Here is a 24,296-nt window from a genome sequence, read left to right as displayed (position 1 = left end):
TTTTAATTCAGTCCAAAATTGACAATAAAGGAGTTTTCTTCTTTCGGGATCTTATCGGACTTATTTTTAAAAGGATCTCCGATCGAAGCAGCAGCATATAATGCCTGTGGTCGTCCTTTTTTATCGAATAATATAAACGGACGATCCAAATGGGCCAGCACTGTTTTGTGTTGTCCGGTTACCTTCAATTCGCGTTGTGATACCAAAGGGTGACGGGCAGCATGCCAGTGCAGGCCATCCACTGAGGTAATCAGTGCCAAAGCACCAAACTGCGCGACCAATTTACCTGAATGCGCATAGTACTTGACAACTGCATAAAATTGCTTTCGCTGTTTATCATACCATAAAAATGGGTCTTCACAGGCCATGTCCGGCTCCGTGAATACTTGTGAAAGGAGTTTAAATGGCTTATCCGGTCTATCGCTTACCGCGATCCACATCGTCATATTGCCCACGTTGGGTTTTCGCGACTTAAAGATCATATAATATCGTCCGTCGGGTCCTTCTGTCACCGATGGATTTGTCGTCACCTCAAAAGTTTGTATCCCATCTGGCTCAATCAGCGGTTCTTTTACTTCCTGAAAATTACCCAGCGCAAAGTCGCTCAATTTATTAGCGACAAGTACACCGATCTTCTGCGTACAATTGTATTTAAGCCAATGTCCCCAGTCTGAATTGGGATCGACATTTTTGGCTCTAAAGGTCGAATCGAAGGCATTACTCATGTAATAGAGGTAATATTTCTGACCAAATCTGCGTATTTGTGGATTGTGCATGGTATAGCGGTTCCATTTATGTTGATCTCCATTTCCTTTTAAAATGGTCTTCACATAATGGAAAGGCCCAGTTGGCTTGTCGGCGGTTGCATAGGCGATTTCCGAATATTTTAACCAACCACTGAAACCATCAAAAATTCCATTCGCAGGATCATCATCCAATGTCCGTTTGCCATGTGGCCAACGCGCGTAAAACATATGGTATTTACCGTCCTCCCCCTGAATTACACTATTGCACCAGTGATAATATTGGCCGTCGATAAAAACTTGACTGGTATCAATTGTCTGTTGGAGCTTTGCTCCAAGATTAAGATTATCCTGTGCTTTAGCAATATAACCAGTTCCGGCACATAATACCCGCAATAGCAAGGTTAAAAAGAAAGTTAGTCTTTTCATCACATAATTTCGGCTAAATGCATTGTAGCATCTGTTTTATAACTGAAGGCAAATTAGCAAGACTTTACAACAAACTAGTCATCTCTATTGATTATTTATGAATCAGTATTAACATGATTTCGTCAACAACGGCTAAAAAACTATTAAAGACTTAATTTTACTTATCTTACCTCAGTTTACATCATCAAAACCTTTTGGCCATTTTAGGGACGAAAAGGTTTCGATCGTCTTTATTAGAAAGCGAAAACTATGCAAAAACCAATCGGTAAACCCATAAAACAGCGAACGATAACAGCAAACAAAAATAGGTTCACAAAGATTTTCATAACTGTTCTTTTCGGTACAGGTTCTCTTTCTGGGCTTGTTTACGGACAACAGACCACAAAAATCATCGCCAATCCTTTGCCATTGGAATATCGTTTTATGCCCGAAAGTCCCAGTAGACGGGAAGCAGCAGATCCCGTCATCGAGCTTTTCAACGGCCAGTATTATTTATTTGCGTCGAAATCCGGAGGATATTGGCACTCCTCAGATTTAAAGGATTGGCTGTATATCCCTTGCAAAAGTATTGGTAGTATTGAAGCTTATGCACCTACTGTATTAAATTACAACGGTACGCTTTACTTTTTGGCTTCCGGTGGAAAACCCCAAATTTATAAAACAACCAATCCTGATCAGGATCAGTGGGAACCCGTACCGACCAAATTTACCATCGGCATGACGGATCCAGCCTTCTTCAAGGACGATACTGGTAAAGTTTATCTGTATTGGGGATGTTCAAACGTTGATCCCATCATTGGAGTGGAAGTAGATCCTAACGATGGTTTCAAACCCATTGGCGCCCCACAAGTATTGATTCAACATCATGAAAAACAATATGGCTGGGAAGTGCAGGGCGAACATAACGAACTGGGAACCCCCGGTTGGAACGAAGGGGCAACAATGATTAAACACAAAGGGATATACTACCTCCAATACGCATCTCCTGGCACGCAATTCAGAAGTTATGCCGATGGTGTGTACACCGCCAATTCACCCTTGGGACCGTTTCGCTATGAAGCCAATAGCCCTTTTTCTTATAAACCCGGCGGGTTTATTGCAGGCGCAGGTCATGGACATACTTTTCAGGACAAGCTGGGCAACTTTTGGCATGTCGCAACCATGAAAATTTCGGTGCGAGACTGGTTTGAACGACGTATTGGTCTTTTTCCTGCATTTTTTGACAAGAAAGGCCAGCTTTATGCACAGACAGTGTATACTGATCTCCCCTTTCAGCTCCCCAGTACCAAAGTTGACCTCGAGAAGAAGGATCTTTCTCTACCGTACAATCTTTTGTCTCGAAATAAGCCCATTATGGTATCCAGTGAACTGGATAAATTCCCAAAAACATACGCCAACGACGAACGAGTAGAAAGCTGGTGGTCGGCAGCTTCAGGAGCTATCGGTGAGTATATACAGATTGACCTTGAAAAGAACATGTCCATCAGTGCCCTGCAAGTAAATTTCGCTGATCAAGATTTCCAGCTTAAAGCGCCCCAATCTTATTGCTATCAATATTTGATCGAATACTCCAGCGATGGCAAAAAATGGTCCCCGCTGATAGATCAAAGCAAAAACACAAAAGACCACCCCCATGAATTATTTAGCCTAGATCGCAAAGTCAACGCACGGTATGTCCGCCTGACCAATAAGAAAGAGATTCCTGGTAAGTTTTCGCTTTATGATTTTCGAATTTTTGGTCATGGCCTGGGGCAAAAACCCGGGGGAATCAACAGCTTGACAGGGCAACGTAATACGGAAGATCGTCGCCAGATTACACTGCATTGGCCAGCATCGCCAAACACCAAAGGTTATATTCTCCGTTGGGGTATTAAATCCGACAAATTATACAATGCGATCGTTGTCTACGATAACAACTTTGATGGCCGTAGTTTCAACAGCGATCAGGGCTACTATTTTTCGGTAGAAGCTTTTAATGAAAATGGTCGTTCGGAACGGAGCAAAAAATTGCTCCATATTGAATAGCATCTAAAACGGCCTATCCCGTTGGATAAACGGAGAAACACAATCCGGGAAATTACATTGGGTGAACTCTTGTCAATCAAGTGTAAAGTCAAACACGAAACAGCATATAAGCCAAGTCTAAAAAAAGGAGTCTTCTCATCGTTGTGATGAGAAGACTCCTTAAAAATGTGAAATCTCAATCCGAGACGTCCACCGAACAACTTACTTAATCACAAACCAAGTTTGACTTTTTGCTGGTATATTGACCTCAAAGATCGCTTCTGAGGCTGCATTCAATGGTATTGTCCTACTGTTCTGATCTTGCTCAACCACTTGCACATTTCCTTGCAGTCCTGTATAGTATAAGTTGACCTTAATTTTTCGTGTTATCGCTTCGTCCAATGGGTTATAGATCATTAGTAATCCCTTTTCTTTTCCCGCCGGATTCACGTGCAAAATAGCATCATAATCCATCCCGTCGGGACGTCTCACATGGATGATATCACTGTCTAAAACTTCACGGTGTTTCTTGTAAAAATTCACCCATTTGGTTACTACATTTTTCGTCTCTGGGGAGTCATAAAGCTGTGGTCCACGATAACAAGCCTGTACACCTGCGCCAAATAGATTGGCCAAGCGTTGTTCATAATGAGGCAGGTGATCCTTCAAAGGCTCTATCGTTGCCTCTTTGCCGCCACCTTGGTATTCTACCAAAGGAACAAACATCCAACCCATCGATGGTGCTTTCGCCCAGGTACCATCGAAGATATTCTGTCTTTCAACAATTTCCTGTTGCGCCCTTGGTAAAGACCAATTCGCTTCACGGTAGCCCATCCCTACTTTGTTGCCGCCATTCAAGAAATACATATCCGGAATATTCAGGTAGATTCCCTTTTCACGGCACCATTTATAAAAGTCAGTGATCCGTTTGAACTGATTCCATTGCGAGTCTTTTTCATTATGATGTCCGGGATGGTCGGTGGCATAACACCAATCCCCTGGATAAGAGCCATCATGCTCAAATACACCCAGTCCCGATTGATCAAATAACGAATAAAGTTTTTTAAAGTAAGCCTGTCCCCATTCACTTTCAATACAGGGTGAACTTCCAAAGCGTGGGTGCATCCCTTCGGGTAATACAACATCATTTTTAGCATCAATATGCCGACTGGCAAGAAGCGAATACCCCCCAAGTTCAATCCCTTTGCTATGTGCATAGTCAGCGAGCTCTTTCATGCGCTTAATATTCTCTGGAGAATCATCTTCGGCATTGAATCCAGACCAAAAGGTCATGATCACCATTTCAAAACCAACTTCCGCAGCCTGATCAATTGCCTTTTTAACCGACTCATTATCCGAGCTCCGTACATGCATCAATATCGGATTTTCAGTTGCCCATGGTGCCATGGAACGCATCATTTTTCGGTATCCAAGGCTCTTACGTTCACGTTCCCAACTATCGTTCAACAGTTCCCAAACGCGATAACTCGCAAACTCAGCACCAGAAGATATGGTCTGCTCAGGTCCCATTTTAGGTGCAACTTCCAACAGACAAGGCGTCTCCCTGTCATAGTGTACCTGTGTCGTATATAGCGGGTCTTTTTTCCATTCCACACTCGACGAATAAATGTACTCTTCGCTCATCCCGCCAAAGTTATAATCTGTTTCCAACGTGATGTTTGGCAACAACCAGCGATTGCGTTGATCTACCGAACTTTCGGGTTCAAAAACCGCAAGCTGCTCACTTTTGAATTTATTGACAACGATGTCTCTGCCAGACTGGTTCTGCACCGTAATCCACTTGCTAAAGATTGGCATATCGTCATAAAGGTCGTAATGCACCTGTACTGTGACGTCTTTCATATAGGCAAGTTTACTGGACAAATCACCGGCAAATTGAGATGGGAAATCACCGTATGCCCAAAAGCCTTCAACTTTCGAGCGACCTTCCTTTGTAGAAGCCTTGCCATCTTTGTTCCCGCCGTTTGGATCCATTTTTCCGACACGGACCAATTGTATCTTGTCACCTGACTTTAGCGAAAGATGACCAACAGTATGCCATTGTTGTCCATCCAAAGAGGCTTGTGCCAATAATTCCTTATCTGCAATTTCATATCTCAACCATAGCTGATCTGCTTTACCAACTTCGAAGGTTCCGTTATCGCGTTTGCCATCAAAAAAGACTACTTTACCTTCGCTCGCTCGCCAATAAAGTCTGGGGCTACTATTCGTTAGTGTTAGTCCAAAACCCAATCCCCAATCATTGGATTGATCAGTACCTTTATTCATCTTGACGACGAGTACCTTTGCTTCTTGAGGAACCGCTCTTTCAGCAAATACTGCCGCATTCTCCAGTGCCATAATCTCGCCTACTTTTCCTTCATTGACAAAGGAATTACGCGCATGTGATTTTGACACCATCAACTTCCATTCGGACGCTAAACGCTGAAATTTATCTTCCAACAGCAATGCTCTGTTTTGGTCACTTTTGCTCTTTGCGGCAAGAGCATCGATCGCCTGTTGATCCAATTTATAGTTAAATGTCAACTCTTTGCCCGGCACTGGCCAGGGCATATCTTTAGGCATCCAGTTTGGTCTCTTTTTCCAGCCAAAACGGGGTTTTGTATCTTCAATTTTATAGTCATGGAACTTAAAAGCTATGGGATTAGCCTTTAAACTCGGTATCCACTCTTTTAGTAAGTAATTATGTACTTTCTGTCCTTCCAATCCACCGACATCAAAGGTAAACCCATCGATTGTTACACTGGCTTCAGGTCGAATCGACCTTAGAAATGCTGTATTTCCAGTCAATTCGTCCAAACCAATACTGGCTACATTTGGAAAAGTCGTAAATGTGCGGCTGACCAAGCCATTGGAAAACACCAAATGACCTTCTTTCGTTTTGAAAAGTCCCGCTTTTGCTCGGGGAGTTCCAATTAACCAGTCTCCAGACAGGCTGTTGCTTTCTTTGTTAAACAGCGGCAGCTGCTGACTATAGCTCTGCGTTGCCTGCCCCAAGCATCCCAATAGACACAGGATATAGAGTTGTTTTTTTAAATAATTCATCTTTTTATTTTGCCAATACTTGTACCGTAGCTACTTTCAACCCCTTACTCGATGCGTTGATTCGAATTGCACCCTGCTCTCCTTTTTTTGCTTTTACGATGACCAATGCCATTCCATTATAGGCTTTACGCGAATGACTTTGGAACGAGGTAAAATCAATTGCATTTCCATTATCGGTAGATACAATTTCACCCGCACCTTCGACCGAAAAGTCAATCAGTGCATCCGATTGAGGCACCAGGGTTCCTTTTTTATCAGTCACTTTTACCGATACAAAAACAAGCTCAGAGCGTCCACCATCTATTGTAGCACGATCTGCTTCCATCTGGAGCTTTTCAGCTTTTCCAGCGGTTTGGATTTCTGCTTTGGACCATTCCTTACCGTCTTTATAAGCAATTACCTTAACCGTTCCCGGTTCGTAACGCACGCTATCCCATTGCAATCGGAAATCCTGTCCTGCAATCTTCTTCTTACGTCCTTGACTTTTTCCATTGACAAAAAGTTCTGCTTCTGTGCCAGAGGTATACACATGCACCGGTGTAATCTCCCCTTTTCTGCTTGTCCAAGTCCAATGTGGCAGGATATGCGTCACTGGCAAGTCTGGTCGCCAATGAGATTGATATAAGTAAAACCGATCTTTTGGAAAACCTGCAAGGTCTATAATACCGAAATAGCTACTCCTCGAAGGTGGATTTTTCTTTTTCAATTCTTCCAATGCAGCTTCCAATTCAGCACGTTTTGGGGGATCCGTTCTAAAATTCAACAAATTGGTTTCCGCCGAGTTATAAGGTGTCGGTTCGCCCAAATAATCAAAACCTGTCCAAACATACTCTCCCAACAAGTTTGGATACTGCGCCAATATCCGGAACTGTGTATCCGGTGAACAGCCCCAGCCTGGAGCGGCACGATCGTAGGAAGTGACCTGCCAGCCATCGTAATCGGTTCCAAAAAAATATTCTCCGCGGGAAGAAACACAGGAAGAAGTTTCACTGCCCAAAGTCGGCATTTGCTGATACCGCGCATCTTTATCCCAACGCCCCTGTTGACTAAAGAAGTAATTCACACCCATGATATCCAAAGCGGTTGCAGCGCCCGATTCACGGCCGCCATCCGGGTCATTATAACCATTGGAAACTGGTCGTGTTGGATCTGCCCGACGAATAATATCGGCCAAATGCCGAGTCATGTTGACATCCTGCTGTTCAAGCACCTCATTACCAATGGACCATATAAATACCGAAGGATGGTTCCGGTCGCGATGTACCATGGCCAATAGATCGCGCTCATGCCACTCATCGTATAATTTATTATAATCTTTTGCGCGCTTACCTGTACGCCAAGCGTCAAAAGCTTCGTCCCAAATCAAAATCCCCATTTTATCAGCCAGTTCCAATAATTCTGGTGCTGGTGGATTATGAGATGTGCGCAGGGAATTCATACCCATGGCCTGTAACATGTTGAGCTGACGCTCCAACGCACTTTTATTGAAGGCAGCCCCCAATGATCCCAAATCATGATGGTTACATACTCCTTTTATGTCTACACGACGGCCGTTTAACTTGAAGCCTTCATTTGCTGTAAATGCGATTGTCCGCACCCCAAAAGGACTATAATAGGTATCACAAAGTTGACCGTCGACGATTACCTCAATCTTTTCTACATAACGATTTGGTGATAGAATATCCCAACGTTTCGGCTGATTGATACGTGTTTCAAGATTCAGTTTGCCACTTGCATTGGCATGAAGGTCTACAGATCCACTGGCGGTGGCCACCTGTTTTCCAGGTTTATCTTGAGCATCCAACTCGAAATAAGTCGCCTTGACCTCAGCATGTACTGGAAAAAAACGGAAGTTATCCAATGTTACTTCATTCTTGACCGTTGCATATTGATCCTTAACAACAGGTGTGGTGATTGAGGTTCCCCAATGTGCCACATGCACAGCGGAAGTACGTACCATCCATACATGGCGATAGATTCCTGCTCCGCTATACCATCTTGATTCCCAATTTTCCGTATCCAAACGTACTGCCAAAACGTTCTCACCATCTTTTTTTAGATAGGGCGTTAAATCCATACGAAAGGAACTATAACCATAAGGCCAAGTTCCTACATAACGGCCATTTAACCATATTTTAGCATTCGCCATGGCTCCATCAAAATCCAGATAAACACGCTCTCCGGCTTGAAGGTTCTCGACTTTAAAATGTTTCCTATACCAACCTATTCCTTTATAGGGCAGCTTTCCGGATTCACTGGCCAATTCAATACGGAATGGTCCCTCAATAGCCCAATCATGCGGTAGATCCAAGCTACGCCAAGTATCATCATTGCACTCGCTCTTATACAAATCATTAGGTTCAGCCAATTGATTACCATCAGCCTGCAAACCAAAGCGGGAAAACTTCCAGTCCCGATCAAAAAGCTCCACACGCGCGTTTCCCATGCGTGTTATTTCCTGCTGTTGTCCAAATAAGGAAAAGGATAACATCGCGAGGATCATTCCGAAAATTACTTTCATTTATTTTTGTTTATTCGTTGATTATTTTACAGTAAGGTCTATACAAACCTACTTCTTTTTTTGCCTTAATAGGGTCGATACGCGGTTCCTTGCATTGTAATTTCGGTCTCGACGCCTACAGATTTTCCCGGCTGACCGCCACCAACATATATTTTGACAGCGCCACCTTTTTGTATCAACTCGCCTTTTTCGCTCACCAGAGCCAAATCTTCTGGTGTCAGAGTGAACGTTATTTTCTGCGAATGCCCCTTTTTGAAAAATACGCGCTGAAAGCCCTTTAAAGCACAATTAGGTACTTTATAGTTTCCTTCTTTCGGATGAACAACATATAATTGAACAACCTCATCACCGTCACGCTCGCCGCTATTTGTAACTTGTACGGTGACCTGAACATCAGTTCCTGTTTCGACGATTCTAGGCGTCTGTAATTGCTTATATTCAAAGTTCGTATAGCTCAGTCCATAACCAAATGGATAACGGACCTCACCTGTAAAATAACGATAAGTCCGGTTTGCCATGGAGTAATCCTCAAAATCAGGTAAGTCCGCATCACGTTTATATGTTGTCAAAGGCATACGTCCGGCAGGATTATAACGACCAAACAGCACATCCGTAATAGCATCTCCGGCTGCCTGCCCGCCGTACCATGCCTGCAATAGGGCATCTACATGCTGTGATTCCCAATCGAAGCTCATCACTGATCCCGACATATTGACCAATACAAGTGGTTTCCCTGTTTTTTTCAGTTCTTTTAAAAGTGCCGTCTGCACTTCAGGAGAAGCCATCGTCGATCGGTCGCCATTCACAAAAGCACCATACCCCGCTGCACCAGCATCGCCAGCTTCACCTTCGTAGTCTGCAGTTATACCACCAACGAAAACAATAACATCTGCCGCTGCAACCTTTTTAACAATTTCTTCAAATGAAGGACCACCATCAATTTTTTTCATAATTTCGGTTCCCGGAAGATAGTCTATCGCGATTTGCTTTCCATAACGCTTTTGTAAGCTGCTCAGTGGTGTAACAATTTCCGAAGGTGTACCAAAATAATTTGCTAACTGCGCATGTCCATTATCGGCATTAGGGCCAATCAAAGCAATTCTTTTTATTTTATTGGGATTAAGAGGTAACAAGTTATGCTCATTTTTCAAGAGCACCATCGACTCCTGCGCCATTTTATATGCATGTGCCTTATGCGATTTACTTTCGATAACTTCGCGACCAATCTTTGCATAAGGTACCAGTGCTTGTGGATCGAACATCCCCAATTGAAACCAGATCTGCAGAAGTCGGGCTAGTGAAACATCAATATCCTTTTCGGATAATGCGCCTTGTTTTACCCCCTGTTCTAACAATTGATAGAGATTACCACATTCGAGATCTGTTCCGGCCAAAACCGCCGCACTGACAGCCGCTGTATTATCCGGATGTGTCTTATGTCCACTTGCAAAATCATTGATACCGCCACAGTCCGAAGTTACATAACCTTTAAAGCCCCACTGATGGCGTAAAATAGTATTAAGCAACACATTATTGCCACAGCAGGGCATTCCGTCTAATCGATTATAAGCACACATGATTCCGTGTACTTTTGCTTTCATTACCAACTGCCGAAATGCAGGAAGATAAGTATCCCAAAGATCATAAGCGGAGACTTCTGCATTAAAAGAATGTCGATTATGTTCGGGACCGCTATGCACAGCATAATGCTTAGCTGCCGCAACCGCTTTCAAATACTGCGGATTATCACCTTCCAATCCGCGCACGATAGCCGTTCCGATCTGCCCTGTCAAATAAGGATCTTCACCATAAGTCTCCTGGCCCCTCCCCCAGCGTGGATCACGAAAAATATTGATATTTGGAGTCCAATAGGTCAGTCCGCGATAGCGTTTACCTGTTTTTCCAGCTTTGAGATCTTCATTGAATAATGCGCGACCTTCTGTCGCCGTATAATCCCCCATCTGTTTGACTGCAGCCGTGTTGAAAGTAGCTGCCATGCCTATAGCCTGCGGATATACAGTTACTTTTTCTTCTGTCCGTGCAACACCATGCAGCGCTTCATTCCACCAATCGTATGCCGGAATGCCCAACCGTGGAATGCCCTTAAACTCGTGCTTCATCATCTGCACTTTTTCCGATAGGCTCATTCGCGCAATCAGATCCTGAATACGTTCCTCGCGACTTTTTTTTACATCAAGAAAAGCGTAACTTTTGCTTTGTGCCATTGTCGCTTGCTTTCCCCCAGCAATAAGCAACAAAAAAAGGACATTCAGTCTCAAAAAACAACGGTTAAATTTCATTTTTATAGTTTTATTTTCTCAGGTATACCTTTCTAATTTCTCAAACAGCAACAGTTCCCCTCTGCATATCTAGACCGCAACTATCAAGTGAATACGATCTCCTTTTTTCGTTGCTATACGTAAGCGATCGCCCTCCAAAGGCTGCATTATTTTTCCGTTTTTGCGCCAAGAAATTTTACGTCCGGGCCAAGGGTTGTCAAGAATCAAGTTCCGCCCTTGCTCACTTAAGATCTCGACGTAGGCGACAACTCCATTTTCAAGTTTTGATGACACAAGGAAGGCGCCGTCCACACGTAGGTTGCCAAATTGCCCATGCTGTTGTTTGGGCCATACAGGAAATAATTTTAGCACCTGCTGATGGACGCCACATAACATCTGATTAATGGTTGTCGGCACAGTACTACAATTTTCTATACCATGCGGGTTGTTCAGTTGCAACCCATTGGGATAAGTATGTTGACTATATCGATGCAAATGATACAATATACTATCAGCACTGTAACCCACCCGAACTGCCGCGGGGAAAAAACTATTAGTACCATTGTTATCTGTCCAACGCTCCATTTTTTCGATCGTATTACGCGCAATGGTAATCCAACGCGGATCACTTTCCAGATCAATCTGCATGGACGGAAAAATATGCTGTATGCCCAATGTATTATCATTCCACCATGCTGGGCCCTTTTCTGTATAACGAAATACAGGTTGACCATCTCTTTCCTGAACCGGAAAAGTAGCAAGATTCTCCCTGACCCGCATCCAATTCGCCGCCAGCTGGCGGTCCAAATCCAAATAGGCACTCAGATCGGTAGCCAGCTGCAGTGTTTGCCTTACCAGTCCAAGGCTTAGAATTGGATTGCTATCCCCCACTGTTCCTTCGTGAATTGCATCGTTAAAAATCACATAACGACCATTTTCATCTTTCTTTACATAGTTGCTCCAAAACACAGCTGCACCACGCACATAAGGATATATTCTTTCCGCATACTTACGATCGTAAGTCGTATAAAACGCTGTAGCCATATTGGTTACCATAGGACACATTGCTTTTCTGACCAAAGAATAAGCCTTTATGCTCTACCTGTCCCCCTTGGATATATCCACCGAATACGCTTTCCATGATTGCATTCTGACGAGTTGTTTCCATCCCTTTCGGACCTATTCCCACCGGATATAGCAATCCATCCGAAATCCCGGTTATTTCTTTTGAGTAGAACTTACCCCGTTCCATAAAGTCGAGCAGCGGTTGCTCATACGAACCAGCAGTACCAAGATGGTTGGAAGAATAAAGTCCATAGTAAGGGGCCATATAGTTATAATTCAAATGGTAATCACCATTCCAATTGGGAATCTCGCGGGTAATCCAGGTTCCAAAGATGGGCGGGGCAAATTGTGGATCGCGGCTACAGGATCCCATCACATAGTGAGACAGGTAATACTGTTTTTCGATCACTTTATCAGGAATTTCAACATAAGACTCGGACCAAAAATCTGCCCACCACTTTTTATGTTCGCGTTCGAGCTGCTTTACATTTTTTTGATCTAAACCATCCAGGGTCTTAAGCACCTTTTCCACACAATTCTTACTTTTGAAATTGGAAGACAAGGCACATACATAGGTTAGCGACTCGCCTGCATGTAAGTTGAAAGCAGGTTGCTGCTGTGTGATTATTTTTCCAGCAGCTGCAGCCTTTGTCGGAATATCGACCAGCTCCTCAAAGCCCCTGCAGATCAATTTTGTTCCATTTCCTCTCGTCTCCTGCTGAGTGACAGCAGGGAAAAGTGACTCAGCTGGTGGATTGTTTTTAAATTGGTCTTCGGCAGGGAGAAGCAAATTTATCTGCCCCTTGATTTGTTGTTTTCCCTTATTTTTAAGCCGTAAAATCAAACAGTCATCTTTCGTTGAAACAAAGGATCTGATCTCCAGCAACGTATCTCCTGCCTGAAAGGTTGATGTTGCAATTGCTGTATAAAGATCCACATTAACCTCATAACTCGCCTTCTTTAACATTGGAACGGCAACTTCTACCTTACCCAATACAGCAGGGTAAGATTCGTTAAATCCAGATTTTAACCGCCAAAAATCATTTCTTGCCAGGTAATAGGTCTGCTTATCGGGCGTACCTGCAATTGCCACTCCAGTACTGCCATTACCCAACAATGGGGCATCCACGGCAACTTGGGATGGTATCCGTACTGCTGGTCGATCGAAATTGGCTACATATTGCGATACAACAGCTTTACTTTTTTGCAATAGTCCTTGTTGTACAGCGTTTTGCTGAGCCTGACCTGGCGCGTAAAAACTAAAACCAAGGAAACAGGTTAAAAAAACGAGCTTAAGATTTGGCGATTTCATGATAATGCTTTAGTTAAAAGACGACTCACTCCCACCGTTCCCTAGAACAATTGTAAGAAAATCATTAGGCAAGCTTTCTCGAAGGAATAGCAGGTAATTCGACTTATCTTAATAACCAACTTTATAATCTTTTTTAAACGCCTCACCTCGCCAAGCTTTCTTTGTTGTCCAGTCTTCCAATTTACTTGTCCAGAATGGATCATTTGCCGGCAATCCCAAAGGTAAAAAACTGAGGGTAGTCATATATAAACTTCCAGTCGAAGTATAGGTATCCGCAACTTCCGGCTGTGCGCCGCAGAATCCCAGCAATAACCATCCATTTGGATCAAAGTTTGAACAGGAATCGAACATTCGACGATGCATAGCCGTCATCGCGCTTCTAATCTGTCCCGGAGACAGTCCTTCCGGATACCTACCCATAAGCGCCACCTGTGCCAAAGCCTGGAAAGCACCCGTTCGATAAGTTATCGAACGACCAAATGGCGGAAAACTTCCATCGGCACCAATCATCCGTTCCTGAAAAGTGGCATAGCGTTGCATACGTTTTAGCACTACATCATATTCCTTGCTACCCGTCTTCTTTACATCCATGAGCGTACGATAGATATCGACCAGCATCGGCTGAATGACAAAGCTATTATAATAATCCATGGCAAAATGAGGTCCATCACTGTACCAGCCATCGCCCAGATACCACTCCTCCATTTTCTTCAGTGCTATATCGATACGCATGGGATCAGCATCTTCACCTATCCGTAACAAAAAGGCTTCTGTCAATGCCGAAAATAACAACCAATTGTTATAGTAGGCGGCGCGATTGCGCAGACTTTTAAAATTATGGATAATCCTTGATTTTGTAGTTGCGTCCAAAGGTTCCCAAAGTGCTTGAGGCGCTCTTAAAAAGCCTTCTGCCATAAATGCCGCATCGACAATGGGTTGTTGCTCCTTGCTGAAATCCAAGCAATCGGGATTCGTTGGATTCACGGCATTGGCAATTCCTTTTAGCAATGCCAAACGCAATTCTTTACGCTGTTTCCCCTCTTGCGTATTGTCATCAGGAAGCGACAACCAAGGCGCAACACCGGCCATGGTACGCCCCACAGCTTCCAGGTAGGTAACCTGCTCAGCCTTTAACATATACCCTGGAGCCTTTTCCAGCGGCATATTCTTTTTCAGTGTTCCCGAAGCGAGGTTATGGATCACCGGAGATACAATTTTGTAAAGTAGTCCTGTCCAATATTCACGATCTTGATTTCCTTGTTCAATTGTTGCAGGAAGAGTAGTAGTCTGCTGAGCGACTACGTGTTGAGCTATCACGGCATAAAACACGGAGGTTATGCAGGCAAGCAATCTAACATATTTCATTCGTCTGGGTTTGATCTAAGCGATTGGTTATCAATTCTGTTTAGATTTACATCATGTTTACAGTACATAAATCTAAACAAAATACTAGACTCCTCCCAAAGCAATCACTTGAAAATTATTGATTAACGGGCAAGCCAAACTTTTATTGACATGCAGTCGAACCGCATCTGATACTGGAAATTTAATGTCCTTTGCCGAAGCCCCTCCTGCCAATATAATACGCTTATACCCAATTTTCTTTCCTTGAAAAACTTCAACCCATTTCCCATCAACACGACATTCAATACTGTAATCATCCACCCGTTGACCAAGTGGAATGTATTCTTGCAAGATAAAACCATCAATTTTTGTTTTCTTACCTAAGTCGATCGTTATACTTGCTTTATCATCGCCATCATCTGTTGCGAAATAACTGTCATAATTTCCATCATTCACCTGCGAAGCACCATACTTTTTCGAATTGCCACGATGGCCGTCGTCTGTTGCCCTTTTTTTGAATGCAGGATTGCTATTGTGCAATTGATCCACCCAGGATTTAAACGCGATCAGGGTTTTCTCTGTTTCTTCATCCATTAATCCCCGTGCATTGGGAGAAACATTCATTAATGGAGTCGAACCGTAACCAACAGAAGTCAAATAATACTCTTTCATCTTTTCTAGACTCACGGCAGGTTGACCAATATGAAACCAGTTTCCCTGCAGGATAATGGAAGCCTCATTCGGATACCAGCGCATCACACCGTCGATTAATTGGCGGTAATTTTGATCTGGCTTGATTCCACCATGATTTCCTGGCCATGCGATACAGCGATCCGGAATAGTTTTGACCAAAACACCAGAATCATAGACCACTGCATGGGGCTGTTTCGCCACGATCATTCGTCCAATTTTAGGATAATCCATTTTTAGGTTATCTGCATTAAATCCATCGAACCAATATTCATCAATTGGGCCATACTTGGTACTTAACTCCTCAATTTGGTCATAATAATAATCACCATAGGATTGATGTTTTGGCGAGCCATATTTGTTAAAATGATGATCGATAATAGAGACATATAATCCAAAATAGAGGTTATTCTTTCGGCAGGAATTAGCCAGATCACGCACAACATCTCCCTTTCCTTTCTGCCAAGCCGAAGAAGCAACCCCATGGTCTGTGGTCGACGTCTGCCAATTTGCAAACCCATCGTGGTGTTTTGTCGTTAGCACCATCCCTTTAAAACCGCCTTCTTTAGCCACTTTAGCCCATTGGTCTGTATTGAATTGTACCGGATTAAAACGGTTTGGATCTTCATCTCCAGTCCCCATATGGTTGTCACTCGGATAAAATGTCTTCATGCCGAAATGAACAAACATAATATATTCGGCTTTGTGCCATCGCAATTGTGCGGGATTTGGAATAGGTAAAAATGGCGCTGGAGCTTGCTGCCCGATTACAGTGCCAGCCAATAGAACCGCCACAATAGAAGTTTTCAGTTTTTTTATCATAAAATAAAATCTTTAGTCATTTTATACAATAAGACGATTAACACCCCACATCGCCCTAGTATTTATTGTGTTCCAAAAGCTCTACCAAGCCCCCATTGTTTATTAGGTTCACTTCCCATAAACAGTACCAAGGTCCCGCCTCGCATGATTTCACGGTGGTCTATAAAACAGTTGTTATAAGGGACGCCATTAAGTTCAGCTTTTTGGATGTAGCAATTTTCAGGCGAATTATTTTCTGTTTTGATTACAAACTGTGTCCCAGAATGATAGTTGGGATCAAGTTTAAAGGTGACTGTATTAAATACGGGGCTTGTGATTTCGTAGCGTGTGTCGCCCGGACAAACGGGATGTATGCCAGAGGCTGCCAAAACATACCATGCGGACATCTGCCCCACATCTTCATTACCGATTAAACCATAAACTGAATTGTGGTACGCACGCGAACAAATTTCGCGCGTCCATTTTTGCGTAAGCCAGGGAGCTCCTACCCGATTATATAAAAATGGTACATGATGTACTGGTTCATTGGCATGGTTGTAATAATTATTCCACATCATGTCTTGTGGAGCAAGTTCAAAAAAATTATTAAGATCCGCGATGGCTTTTTCTTTTCCACCCAAAAGGCCTACAAGCCCATCCACATCATGAGGGACAAACCATCCTTGCTGATAAGGGTTGCTCTCAACACAGCCGTAATTTTGAGTTAAGCGCCCCGTCTCTGGCCATTTACTCCATGTACCATCTTTTTCTTTCGGTCGAAACCAGCCAACTGTTGGATCAAATAGGTTTCTGTAGCTTTGCGCACGACGTGCATATAAATGCTCATCGGCCGTTTTATTTAATCGTGCCGCCAATTGCGACAGACACCATTCTGTATAAGCATATTCCAATGTCGTCGAAATTCCACCGGTAGTTCCCTTTTCACCATTTCCAAATTTTTCAACCGTTTGCCGCGCATATTTATAAGCCTTTTCTACATCAAAGTTGGCTATCCCTTTCCTATAAGCGTCGGTAATAACCGATACAGCAGGGTTTCCGATCATACAGCCACTGTAAGCGTTCAAAAATTCCCAACGTTCCAAATAATCGTGTTTACTTTCTTCTGCCAATGTGACCAAAGAATTGATCATATCGTTTACGATAGTCGGATTAATAATCGTTTGCAATGGAAACTGACTTCGAAAAACATCCCAGCCGCTAAATACCGTTCTTTTGGTAAAATCTTTCGTTTGATGAATATGCTCGTCACCGCCAACATATTTTCCATCTACATCCGAGAAATCTCGCGGATCGATCATCGAATGGTACAGAGCCGTGTAAAAAATGGTCTTCTCATCCTCTGTCCCACCAAGGACACCTATTTTTCCCAAAGCATCATCCCATCGTTTCTGCGTTTGCTGCAATACATTATTAAAGTTCCAATCTTTGATTTCTGTTTGAAGATTATTTTTTGCCCCCTCCATACTGACAAATGAAATTCCGGCTTTCATCAATACCTGTTCATTTGCCTGCGTGGGGAATTCGGTATAAAAACCTAAGTGCTTCCCTTCCATGATACCGATATTTTTGGTAACGACAGATTTGGCCACCATGTCTTGGTAGCTTGCACTTGTGACATCCTGTAATTTACGTTTTTGCCCTTCTGGAATGGCACAACTCCATACCCCTGTTTCAATAAAAGGCTTACTAAATTGGGCATAAAAATAGACGGTATAATTTGCCTTTCCATCCCCATTTCCCCAACCGCCACCTTCGGGTGTGCACTTCATCCATCCTTGAATGGTATGGTTGTCCACTACTTTCACATATTGTTCCGTAGATGTCCCGCCTACACGCCGAGCTAAGTCAATCTGAATCCGTGACTTTTGGTGCTTAGGAAAAGTAAACCGGAGCATTCCACTATGTGGTACAGCAGTCATTTCGGCCTTTATATTATAATCTGAAAGCAGTACCTCATAGTAACCTGCACGGGCTCTTTCATCTTTTTTAGCGAAACGGGAACGGTAGCCATTTTCTGGATGTTCGAGGCTACCCGCGGAAGTTTTCAGTTCTCCCGTTGTTGGCATCACCAAAAAATTACCTAAATCACCGTACCAGCCTATACCGCTCATTTGCGTAAAAGCAAATCCCTCGATGGAGGTATGTTCGTAGTTGTATCCAGAACCATTGTCTCCCCCAGTAATCGTGTTAGGACTAACCTGTGTTAGGCCAAATGGAGTCGCCGCCCCCGGAAAAGTTTTACCAAAGCCATGTCCCCCCGTTTCCGCTTTTTCACCACTTGTGACCGCGCCGATAAACGGATTGATATAGTTAGACTGCGCATAGCAATTAAAAATCACGAAAAATAAAACAACACTGAATTGAATACGGTATATCATAAAAGTGGTTTATATTATTCAACCTGCGTAATCTGATTAAAACAACCGGTTGCATTTTTATTTAAAAAAAAACAGAAAATCGCTAATTCCCTTACATTCGCTAAATTAAAAAGCGATTAAGCAATTGATTCTGTTCGACCAAAAGTTTGCCATAGGCTGTAAAACTGGAACAAGATAATAAATATCGACATAAAAAACAGCTGATCTTGTGCTATATTGACTATTGATGCTAACTTATCCAAACCCTACTTCTATAAATGACATCGTTGCCAATTCTTCGAGACAAGCTCATAAGCGATTCGTCCTCCTTTCAGCTTTTGCCCACCGTGCGCCTACAGATTCCCTACTCATTCCCTTACGATAGGTAGGGAATCTATAAAGAAAATGAAGAGCTTTTGCGAAAATGGGGCGAACATGAGACGAATTTATGACGAGCATGGTCCGAACAAATAATGAAGCTTAGCTATAACTTATTTATTAGACCTTAAAGCTACCCTTTTCTTAAACTCATCGAGCGTCTCATCGCTCAATCGTCCTTTCATTAGCCAAGCAGAATCGCCGTAAATACCCGCTTTTGTATAGTCAAACGGTTTGAATGCAATCTTGCGGATAGCTTTTTTAGATGAAAATGAAAAATCGGCAGAAAGCGGATTTTTAAAAAGTGGATCAGCACATATGGAATGTGGCTCTTTTAATTTTTTCCAATCCTGAAATGTGTATTTACCAACAAACTGAGGTACCCCATTGAGATGCCAATACAGATTTGAATCAATGTCCAAAGATCCTTTTTCCCAAGCTCCGGCCAAGGTCTCCCCCCTGTCTTGCAGAATTATATTGTGTTTAAAACTAAAAGACTGATGTGGTTCCGCACGCGTATACTGCGCTTGATAATAATGGCCAAAAGCAAAAATATTATTTTCAATCTTATTTTCTCGGCCGTAGTGTTGATGAAAACCGCCACTTTTACATCGATAGACCAGGTTATTGCTCATTTCTACGCCTGTCGAACCTTCATCTGTGTAAAGTCCCCATCCCCCATAGTCGTAGGACAAAACATCATGAATGACATTATGTGTTATCTTGGTCCCTTTAGACTCTCCAAGCGTATACACCGCTCCCATATCAGATAGTTCCCCCCAACCAATATGATGAATATGGTTGTAGGAGACGACATTTCTCACAGCCGGACTTATTAACCTCGCTTTATGAAATTCAGGTTCGCCTTTTTCGTTCACATGGTGTGTCCAGCTATTTGGATCATCATTATATCCCCAAGTCCAACCGACTGAGACCCCAGAATAATACAAGTCGGCGATTTCATTATGTGTTATCTGATTGTCACTGCTATGAAAAATAGCAACTCCAATTCCACAGGGCAGTTCACGACCTGCCTGCATAATAATGTTGTTATGAATTACATTGAAACTACTGACTTTTCGGTTGCCCGGCCGGAAAAAGGGTTCTCCAATTTTGATTCCTCCCGCCCCTAAATCAGTCAGATAACAGTGCTCCACTCGATTATAATGGCATTCCCGCCCCAACCAAACAGCATATGCCCCAGTATGGAGCACTTCACAGTTTATCAAGGAAATATTTTCAGAAAAATCAAAAGACAATGCGGCTTTGGTCAATGCTGCTGCTTGCATGGGATCCTCTCCCATTGGAGGTACTTGGTATTTGGTCGCTTGAAAAGAAATATTTTCAAATGTTATATGTTTGATCGGGTCATTTTCTTTCCCCTTAAACACGACTAATTGTTCCAACGTAGGTATCAGTGTCTCAGCCATGTCCATATTCTCCCCAGCCAATGGCATGTAATAGAGGTACCCTGTATTCCTATCCAAATACCATTCACCTGGCGCATCCAATGCTGCCTTGTAGTCATACATGACATAACGACTACCGGCCTGTATCGGATTCCAGGGGTGCATTCCTTTACCGCTCATATAAATAAATGCGGAATCCAGACTTGTATATTCAGCCTTCTTTATTGTGACATCCCATTTGTGATAGAATCTAAATTTAAAATCTGCAAAATCCGCGGGTTTTAACTGCCTCATTTCATTCCAATCTTCCCTTTTAAAATCAATGCGTTGTACGGCATAATTTGCAAAACGTACTCCTCTTACAAAATTGGTTTCGACAGAATTTTTCACCGTATACCAATCAACATTAGGGGTACGAGCCAAAATAGCGCGTTTACCATTCACAAAGAGTTGCTCTACAGTCAGACCATAGCGGACGACTTCCGGTATGCGTATCCGATACAACTTATCATCATATTTTTGCCAGCCTTTTATCGCTATCCCCCCAATAAAACGAGGCTTATTTTCAGCATCATAACCTCGAATAACAATAGGACGACGAGACGGCTGCTCGATTTCAAAAGGTCGGTCCATATAATAATTTCCGGCCAACACATTGACGAATAAAGTATCATTTTCACTCCGGCTTTCTAGCCTACCCTCTATCGCTTTATTCAACGAGTAATAGGGTGTAGCCTTCGTCCCATCACTTGTGTCACTCCCTTTGGGGGATAGCCATACAATTTCATTGGCAAACAATACAACAGGTATAAATAATATGGAGATTGTTACTAGTATGATCTTTTTCATATCAGATTTTATCATAGAATGGACTCTTATCGATAAAGTCCACAAAGGTTTTCTTTAACATAAGTCCTTATAGCATTCGAAAATTTCTTCGAATAGGTTCTGTTTATTTTCGTGTCTTGTTTTGTCTTGACAATATGCGCTATTAGAAGTTCCAACGAACTTAGTTTTTCCTTATCATTAAAATAAATATTTCCCACTCCAAAACCAATGGCAAGTAACTGCTTGAGTTCATCTGTATTTAGCTCGACAGACAGCGACTCTAACTCATCTGACAATAAATTGGCAACGCTCTCTTTTCGAACCTTACTATTTTTCGAGGAAAAGTTACTATTATGAGCTCTACAATACATCAAAGATTCAGGAATATTGACAAAATCTTCTGTTTTTAAAAGTTTTACCGACAATGCGTAATCCTCAGTCAGAGGATAGTTGTCTCTGTACTTTGTATTCTTGATAACCTCACTCCGAAACATGACAGAGCTGTGCGCAACAGGATTTCCGAATAAAGAAATAAATTCTATTTCATCTGGCATACAAGAATATTGTTTTAATCCAATCAGTTTTCCATTTTGATCGATGACGTAATGATCAGATCCCACAGCGGCAACATGTTCTCCCGAAGCGCTTTCAAAAAAGGAAACCTGTTTTTTCAAACGATCTGGATGCATGATATCATCGGCATCCATCCGTGCAATATATTTTCCTTTTGAAAGCTCTATTCCACTATTCAAACTCTTAGTGATCCCTCTATTTGATGTATTCGAAACAATAATCAGCCGCTGATCAGTTTGTTTTTTTAGGATTGCTTTTGTTGCATCTGATGATCCGTCATCAATAGCAATTAATTCAAAATCGGGATAGGTCTGAGAAAAGATGCTTTCCAAGCAATCCGGCAGAAATCTTTCTGCATTAAAACAAGGTAGGACAATTGACACCAACGGCCGGGAAGCAGTTTCGTTTAGAATTTCAATCGTACTTCTAGTCGTCCTTAGATTTTCCAATAAACAGATGGAATGCTTTATCATGCCGTCTATGGAGAATTTACAGCCTGGATAGCTGTAGTTGATCGTATTGGAACTAGCCGGATCATTGATTGCACTTACTGTGTTAGCCCAAAACGAAATAGAACCTTTCGACGGATACCTATGCCAGATTATGAAATTGCTGGCATTTACATTGGCTGAGGTATAATTCTCATGATCTAAGCCTTCATGGTATTCAGGTTCTATACATTGTTGTGTTTCAGAGGCTATTTTGGAGCAATCAGACTGCTCGCATTTTAGTTCCATGCAAACATTATAATCTGAAATAGTATCATAATATGATTTCTTGGCAAAGGTCACTATCGCTTGAACTATCCAATCATTCTCCCCCACATAGAACTTGCCCAAAAGCTTACTTCGATTCGTAGACATCATGTGCTGAACTTCCACCTGTAAGGTTTCCATTGCCAACTTAGCTTTTTTTCTCATAAAATAGTCTAATGGTTATATCTAAAAATAAAACTCTTTTTCTCTAGCTAAATAACCATAGACTATAGTCTAATAACAACCAATATCTTACCAAAGATCGATGCTATTTTACCACATAACCCCACAAAATTATTTCATTTCCTCCTTCAATTAATGGCTAAACTCAAACCATTCAAGATTCAGTAACTCCTTTGGTTTGGCTTCATCTTCTTTCCCACGAACCACAAGATAAATTGCATGAGTACCCGTTATGTTCGCTACAGCAGTGGTATGGATTGCATATTGTGTCTCCCCCTGCTGCGATGCAATAGCTACCGTTCCCAATAATTTACCGCTGATACTATCGATGCGAATTTCAATTTTTGCATCTTGTGTATTTCCCCAGGTTTTACAGGTAAATTGTTTCAGGTCCTTATGGGTAAAATCAAAATATCGCCAAACAGCATAATCACCATCACGGAAACCTTTTAAAAATTCTACTGGAATGTCATTAGCTGGACGACGGACATGAACAGCTACATTTCCCTGCATCAAACAGGCCCTTGCTGCGTCCATCCGGCTAGTAGGATCAATAAGCCCACCGGCCCCTTGTGTCGTCATTTCAACTTCCGCAATCGTGCCATCTTTTGCAAAGAAAATCGGCTCCAAACATGCTTTGCGCATGGTCTGACTTCCATGTGTTGGACGATGGTAAAAGACATACCACTGTCCATTAATTTCTTCTATACAACCGTGATTATTAACGAGGTTCCTACCACTGCCCCAATTATCAATAATGACCCCTCTATAGGTATAAGGTCCAAGCGGAGAAGTTGAGGTAGCATAACTTAATGTAGCGCAGTTGCTCTCACCATGCCTCGCATGGCTTGCAAAAACATAATAATAAATCCCATTGCGTTTTCTTACTGAACTTCCTTCGTTAAATTTATGTGTTTCGTAAGTCAATAAACTATCCTTTGCCGTACCTACAATCTCTTTCATATCTTTCCCTAGCTTCGCTCCTTTCGCATAACCCTGTCCCCAAAAGATATAAGCCTGACCATCATCATCAACAAAAACAGAAGGATCAATTCCCCGCATATCTTTCATGATTTGGCCATCTTTAAAAGGTCCGTAAGGACTATCCGAAACCGCAACTCCCTCATCCTCTCCTCCGCCGGCAAGACAATAGTACAAATAGTATTTCCCATCATGTTCTATACAATCTGGTGCATACAAAATTTGATTGGTATAGTTAGCTTGTTTTCCTATCCCCACTGTAGCAAATGAAGTCTGTTCGTTATTCCATTCCACCAGATTGTCGGTAGAAAGGACATTGTAAGCTGTCGAACAATAGGCATTCCCAAGATCATCCTTTGAACCGTATAAATAGATTTTACCATTGGGCATCTTTCGGACTTCCGGATCGGCAATATATACTCCCGGTGGTGCAATCGGATTCAACATTCTTTTTGTCGTTTGAATCGTCCTAGACCTAGGTACACTTGATATGCTATTGCAGCTCGTGAAACCATAGGAAATTATTCCGATCAGAATACCAGCAGTCCATCTACGGT

The 24,296-nt window shown here is 42.4% G+C and carries 13 protein-coding genes; 1 reads left to right on the top strand and 12 read right to left on the bottom strand.

Annotated features, from left to right (window positions below):
* Nucleotides 1-2 precede the first annotated feature (2 nt).
* On the bottom strand, nucleotides 3-1,172 hold the full coding sequence (locus tag AAW12_RS19980) for a glycoside hydrolase family protein (protein ID WP_053003854.1): 1,170 nt from the start codon (nucleotides 1,170-1,172) through the stop codon (nucleotides 3-5).
* 249 nt (nucleotides 1,173-1,421) lie between these two features.
* Here AAW12_RS19980 and AAW12_RS19975 point away from each other — a divergent pair, with 249 nt between their 5' ends.
* Nucleotides 1,422-3,197 (top strand): family 43 glycosylhydrolase, encoded by a 1,776-nt coding sequence (locus tag AAW12_RS19975; protein WP_084823253.1) that lies wholly within the window; start codon nucleotides 1,422-1,424, stop codon nucleotides 3,195-3,197.
* Between the two features lie 201 nt (nucleotides 3,198-3,398).
* Here the strand turns inward: AAW12_RS19975 and AAW12_RS19970 are convergent, their stop codons facing one another.
* From AAW12_RS19970 to AAW12_RS19925, 11 genes are all read right to left on the bottom strand, one after another.
* Nucleotides 3,399-6,242, bottom strand: a complete 2,844-nt coding sequence (locus AAW12_RS19970) for a hypothetical protein (RefSeq protein ID WP_046675342.1) — start codon at nucleotides 6,240-6,242, stop codon at nucleotides 3,399-3,401.
* Between the two features lie 4 nt (nucleotides 6,243-6,246).
* Entirely contained in the window at nucleotides 6,247-8,763 is a 2,517-nt protein-coding gene (gene galB / locus AAW12_RS19965) for a beta-galactosidase GalB (protein WP_046675341.1), read from the bottom strand.
* Between the two features lie 65 nt (nucleotides 8,764-8,828).
* Nucleotides 8,829-11,063: a glycoside hydrolase family 3 C-terminal domain-containing protein gene (locus AAW12_RS19960; RefSeq protein WP_084823252.1), complete on the bottom strand. Its 2,235-nt coding sequence runs from the start codon at nucleotides 11,061-11,063 to the stop codon at nucleotides 8,829-8,831.
* A 69-nt stretch (nucleotides 11,064-11,132) separates the two neighbouring features.
* Nucleotides 11,133-12,098 carry a glycosyl hydrolase family 95 catalytic domain-containing protein gene (locus tag AAW12_RS25760; RefSeq protein ID WP_053003853.1) on the bottom strand — a complete coding sequence of 322 codons (966 nt, stop codon included), beginning with the start codon at nucleotides 12,096-12,098 and terminating at the stop codon, nucleotides 11,133-11,135.
* On the bottom strand, nucleotides 12,052-13,419 hold the full coding sequence (locus AAW12_RS25755) for a glycoside hydrolase N-terminal domain-containing protein (RefSeq protein WP_053003852.1): 1,368 nt from the start codon (nucleotides 13,417-13,419) through the stop codon (nucleotides 12,052-12,054). The genes AAW12_RS25760 and AAW12_RS25755 overlap by 47 nt, the downstream gene beginning before the upstream one ends.
* Before the next feature lie 108 nt (nucleotides 13,420-13,527).
* Nucleotides 13,528-14,784, bottom strand: a complete 1,257-nt coding sequence (locus AAW12_RS19950) for a DUF2264 domain-containing protein (protein WP_084823251.1) — start codon at nucleotides 14,782-14,784, stop codon at nucleotides 13,528-13,530.
* Nucleotides 14,785-14,868: 84 nt separating this feature from the next.
* The gene (locus AAW12_RS19945; RefSeq protein WP_046675340.1) at nucleotides 14,869-16,275 is read right to left on the bottom strand and encodes an alpha-L-fucosidase; all 1,407 of its coding nucleotides are present in this window, start codon (nucleotides 16,273-16,275) and stop codon (nucleotides 14,869-14,871) included.
* 62 nt (nucleotides 16,276-16,337) lie between these two features.
* Complete coding sequence (locus AAW12_RS19940; protein ID WP_046675339.1) at nucleotides 16,338-18,653, bottom strand: GH92 family glycosyl hydrolase; 2,316 nt, start codon at nucleotides 18,651-18,653, stop codon at nucleotides 16,338-16,340.
* Nucleotides 18,654-19,123: 470 nt separating this feature from the next.
* Entirely contained in the window at nucleotides 19,124-21,268 is a 2,145-nt protein-coding gene (locus AAW12_RS19935) for a right-handed parallel beta-helix repeat-containing protein (protein WP_046675593.1), read from the bottom strand.
* A gap of 26 nt (nucleotides 21,269-21,294) precedes the next feature.
* Entirely contained in the window at nucleotides 21,295-22,740 is a 1,446-nt protein-coding gene (locus tag AAW12_RS25750) for a glycosyltransferase family 2 protein (protein WP_053003850.1), read from the bottom strand.
* A 150-nt stretch (nucleotides 22,741-22,890) separates the two neighbouring features.
* Nucleotides 22,891-24,186: a family 43 glycosylhydrolase gene (locus AAW12_RS19925; RefSeq protein ID WP_197084114.1), complete on the bottom strand. Its 1,296-nt coding sequence runs from the start codon at nucleotides 24,184-24,186 to the stop codon at nucleotides 22,891-22,893.
* Between the last annotated feature and the right edge of the window lie 110 nt (nucleotides 24,187-24,296).

It is taken from the genome of Sphingobacterium sp. Ag1 (assembly GCF_000988325.1).
GTDB lineage: Bacteria > Bacteroidota > Bacteroidia > Sphingobacteriales > Sphingobacteriaceae > Sphingobacterium.
The sequence above is the reverse complement of the archived record's forward strand: the minus strand, read 5'-3'. Positions and strand labels throughout refer to the sequence as shown.

Bases quoted from the DNA above. Each gene is read 5' to 3' on its own strand.
- AAW12_RS19980 (WP_053003854.1), bottom strand. From the start codon at position 1,172: ATGAAAAGACTAACTTTCTTTTTAACCTTGCTATTGCGGGTATTATGT.
- AAW12_RS19975 (WP_084823253.1), top strand. From the start codon at position 1,422: ATGCAAAAACCAATCGGTAAACCCATAAAACAGCGAACGATAACAGCA.
- AAW12_RS19970 (WP_046675342.1), bottom strand. From the start codon at position 6,242: ATGAATTATTTAAAAAAACAACTCTATATCCTGTGTCTATTGGGATGC.
- galB (WP_046675341.1), bottom strand. From the start codon at position 8,763: ATGAAAGTAATTTTCGGAATGATCCTCGCGATGTTATCCTTTTCCTTA.
- AAW12_RS19960 (WP_084823252.1), bottom strand. From the start codon at position 11,063: ATGAAATTTAACCGTTGTTTTTTGAGACTGAATGTCCTTTTTTTGTTG.
- AAW12_RS25760 (WP_053003853.1), bottom strand. From the start codon at position 12,098: ATGGTAACCAATATGGCTACAGCGTTTTATACGACTTACGATCGTAAG.
- AAW12_RS25755 (WP_053003852.1), bottom strand. From the start codon at position 13,419: ATGAAATCGCCAAATCTTAAGCTCGTTTTTTTAACCTGTTTCCTTGGT.
- AAW12_RS19950 (WP_084823251.1), bottom strand. From the start codon at position 14,784: ATGAAATATGTTAGATTGCTTGCCTGCATAACCTCCGTGTTTTATGCC.
- AAW12_RS19945 (WP_046675340.1), bottom strand. From the start codon at position 16,275: ATGATAAAAAAACTGAAAACTTCTATTGTGGCGGTTCTATTGGCTGGC.
- AAW12_RS19940 (WP_046675339.1), bottom strand. From the start codon at position 18,653: ATGATATACCGTATTCAATTCAGTGTTGTTTTATTTTTCGTGATTTTT.
- AAW12_RS19935 (WP_046675593.1), bottom strand. From the start codon at position 21,268: ATGAAAAAGATCATACTAGTAACAATCTCCATATTATTTATACCTGTT.
- AAW12_RS25750 (WP_053003850.1), bottom strand. From the start codon at position 22,740: ATGAGAAAAAAAGCTAAGTTGGCAATGGAAACCTTACAGGTGGAAGTT.
- AAW12_RS19925 (WP_197084114.1), bottom strand. From the start codon at position 24,186: ATGTTGAATCCGATTGCACCACCGGGAGTATATATTGCCGATCCGGAA.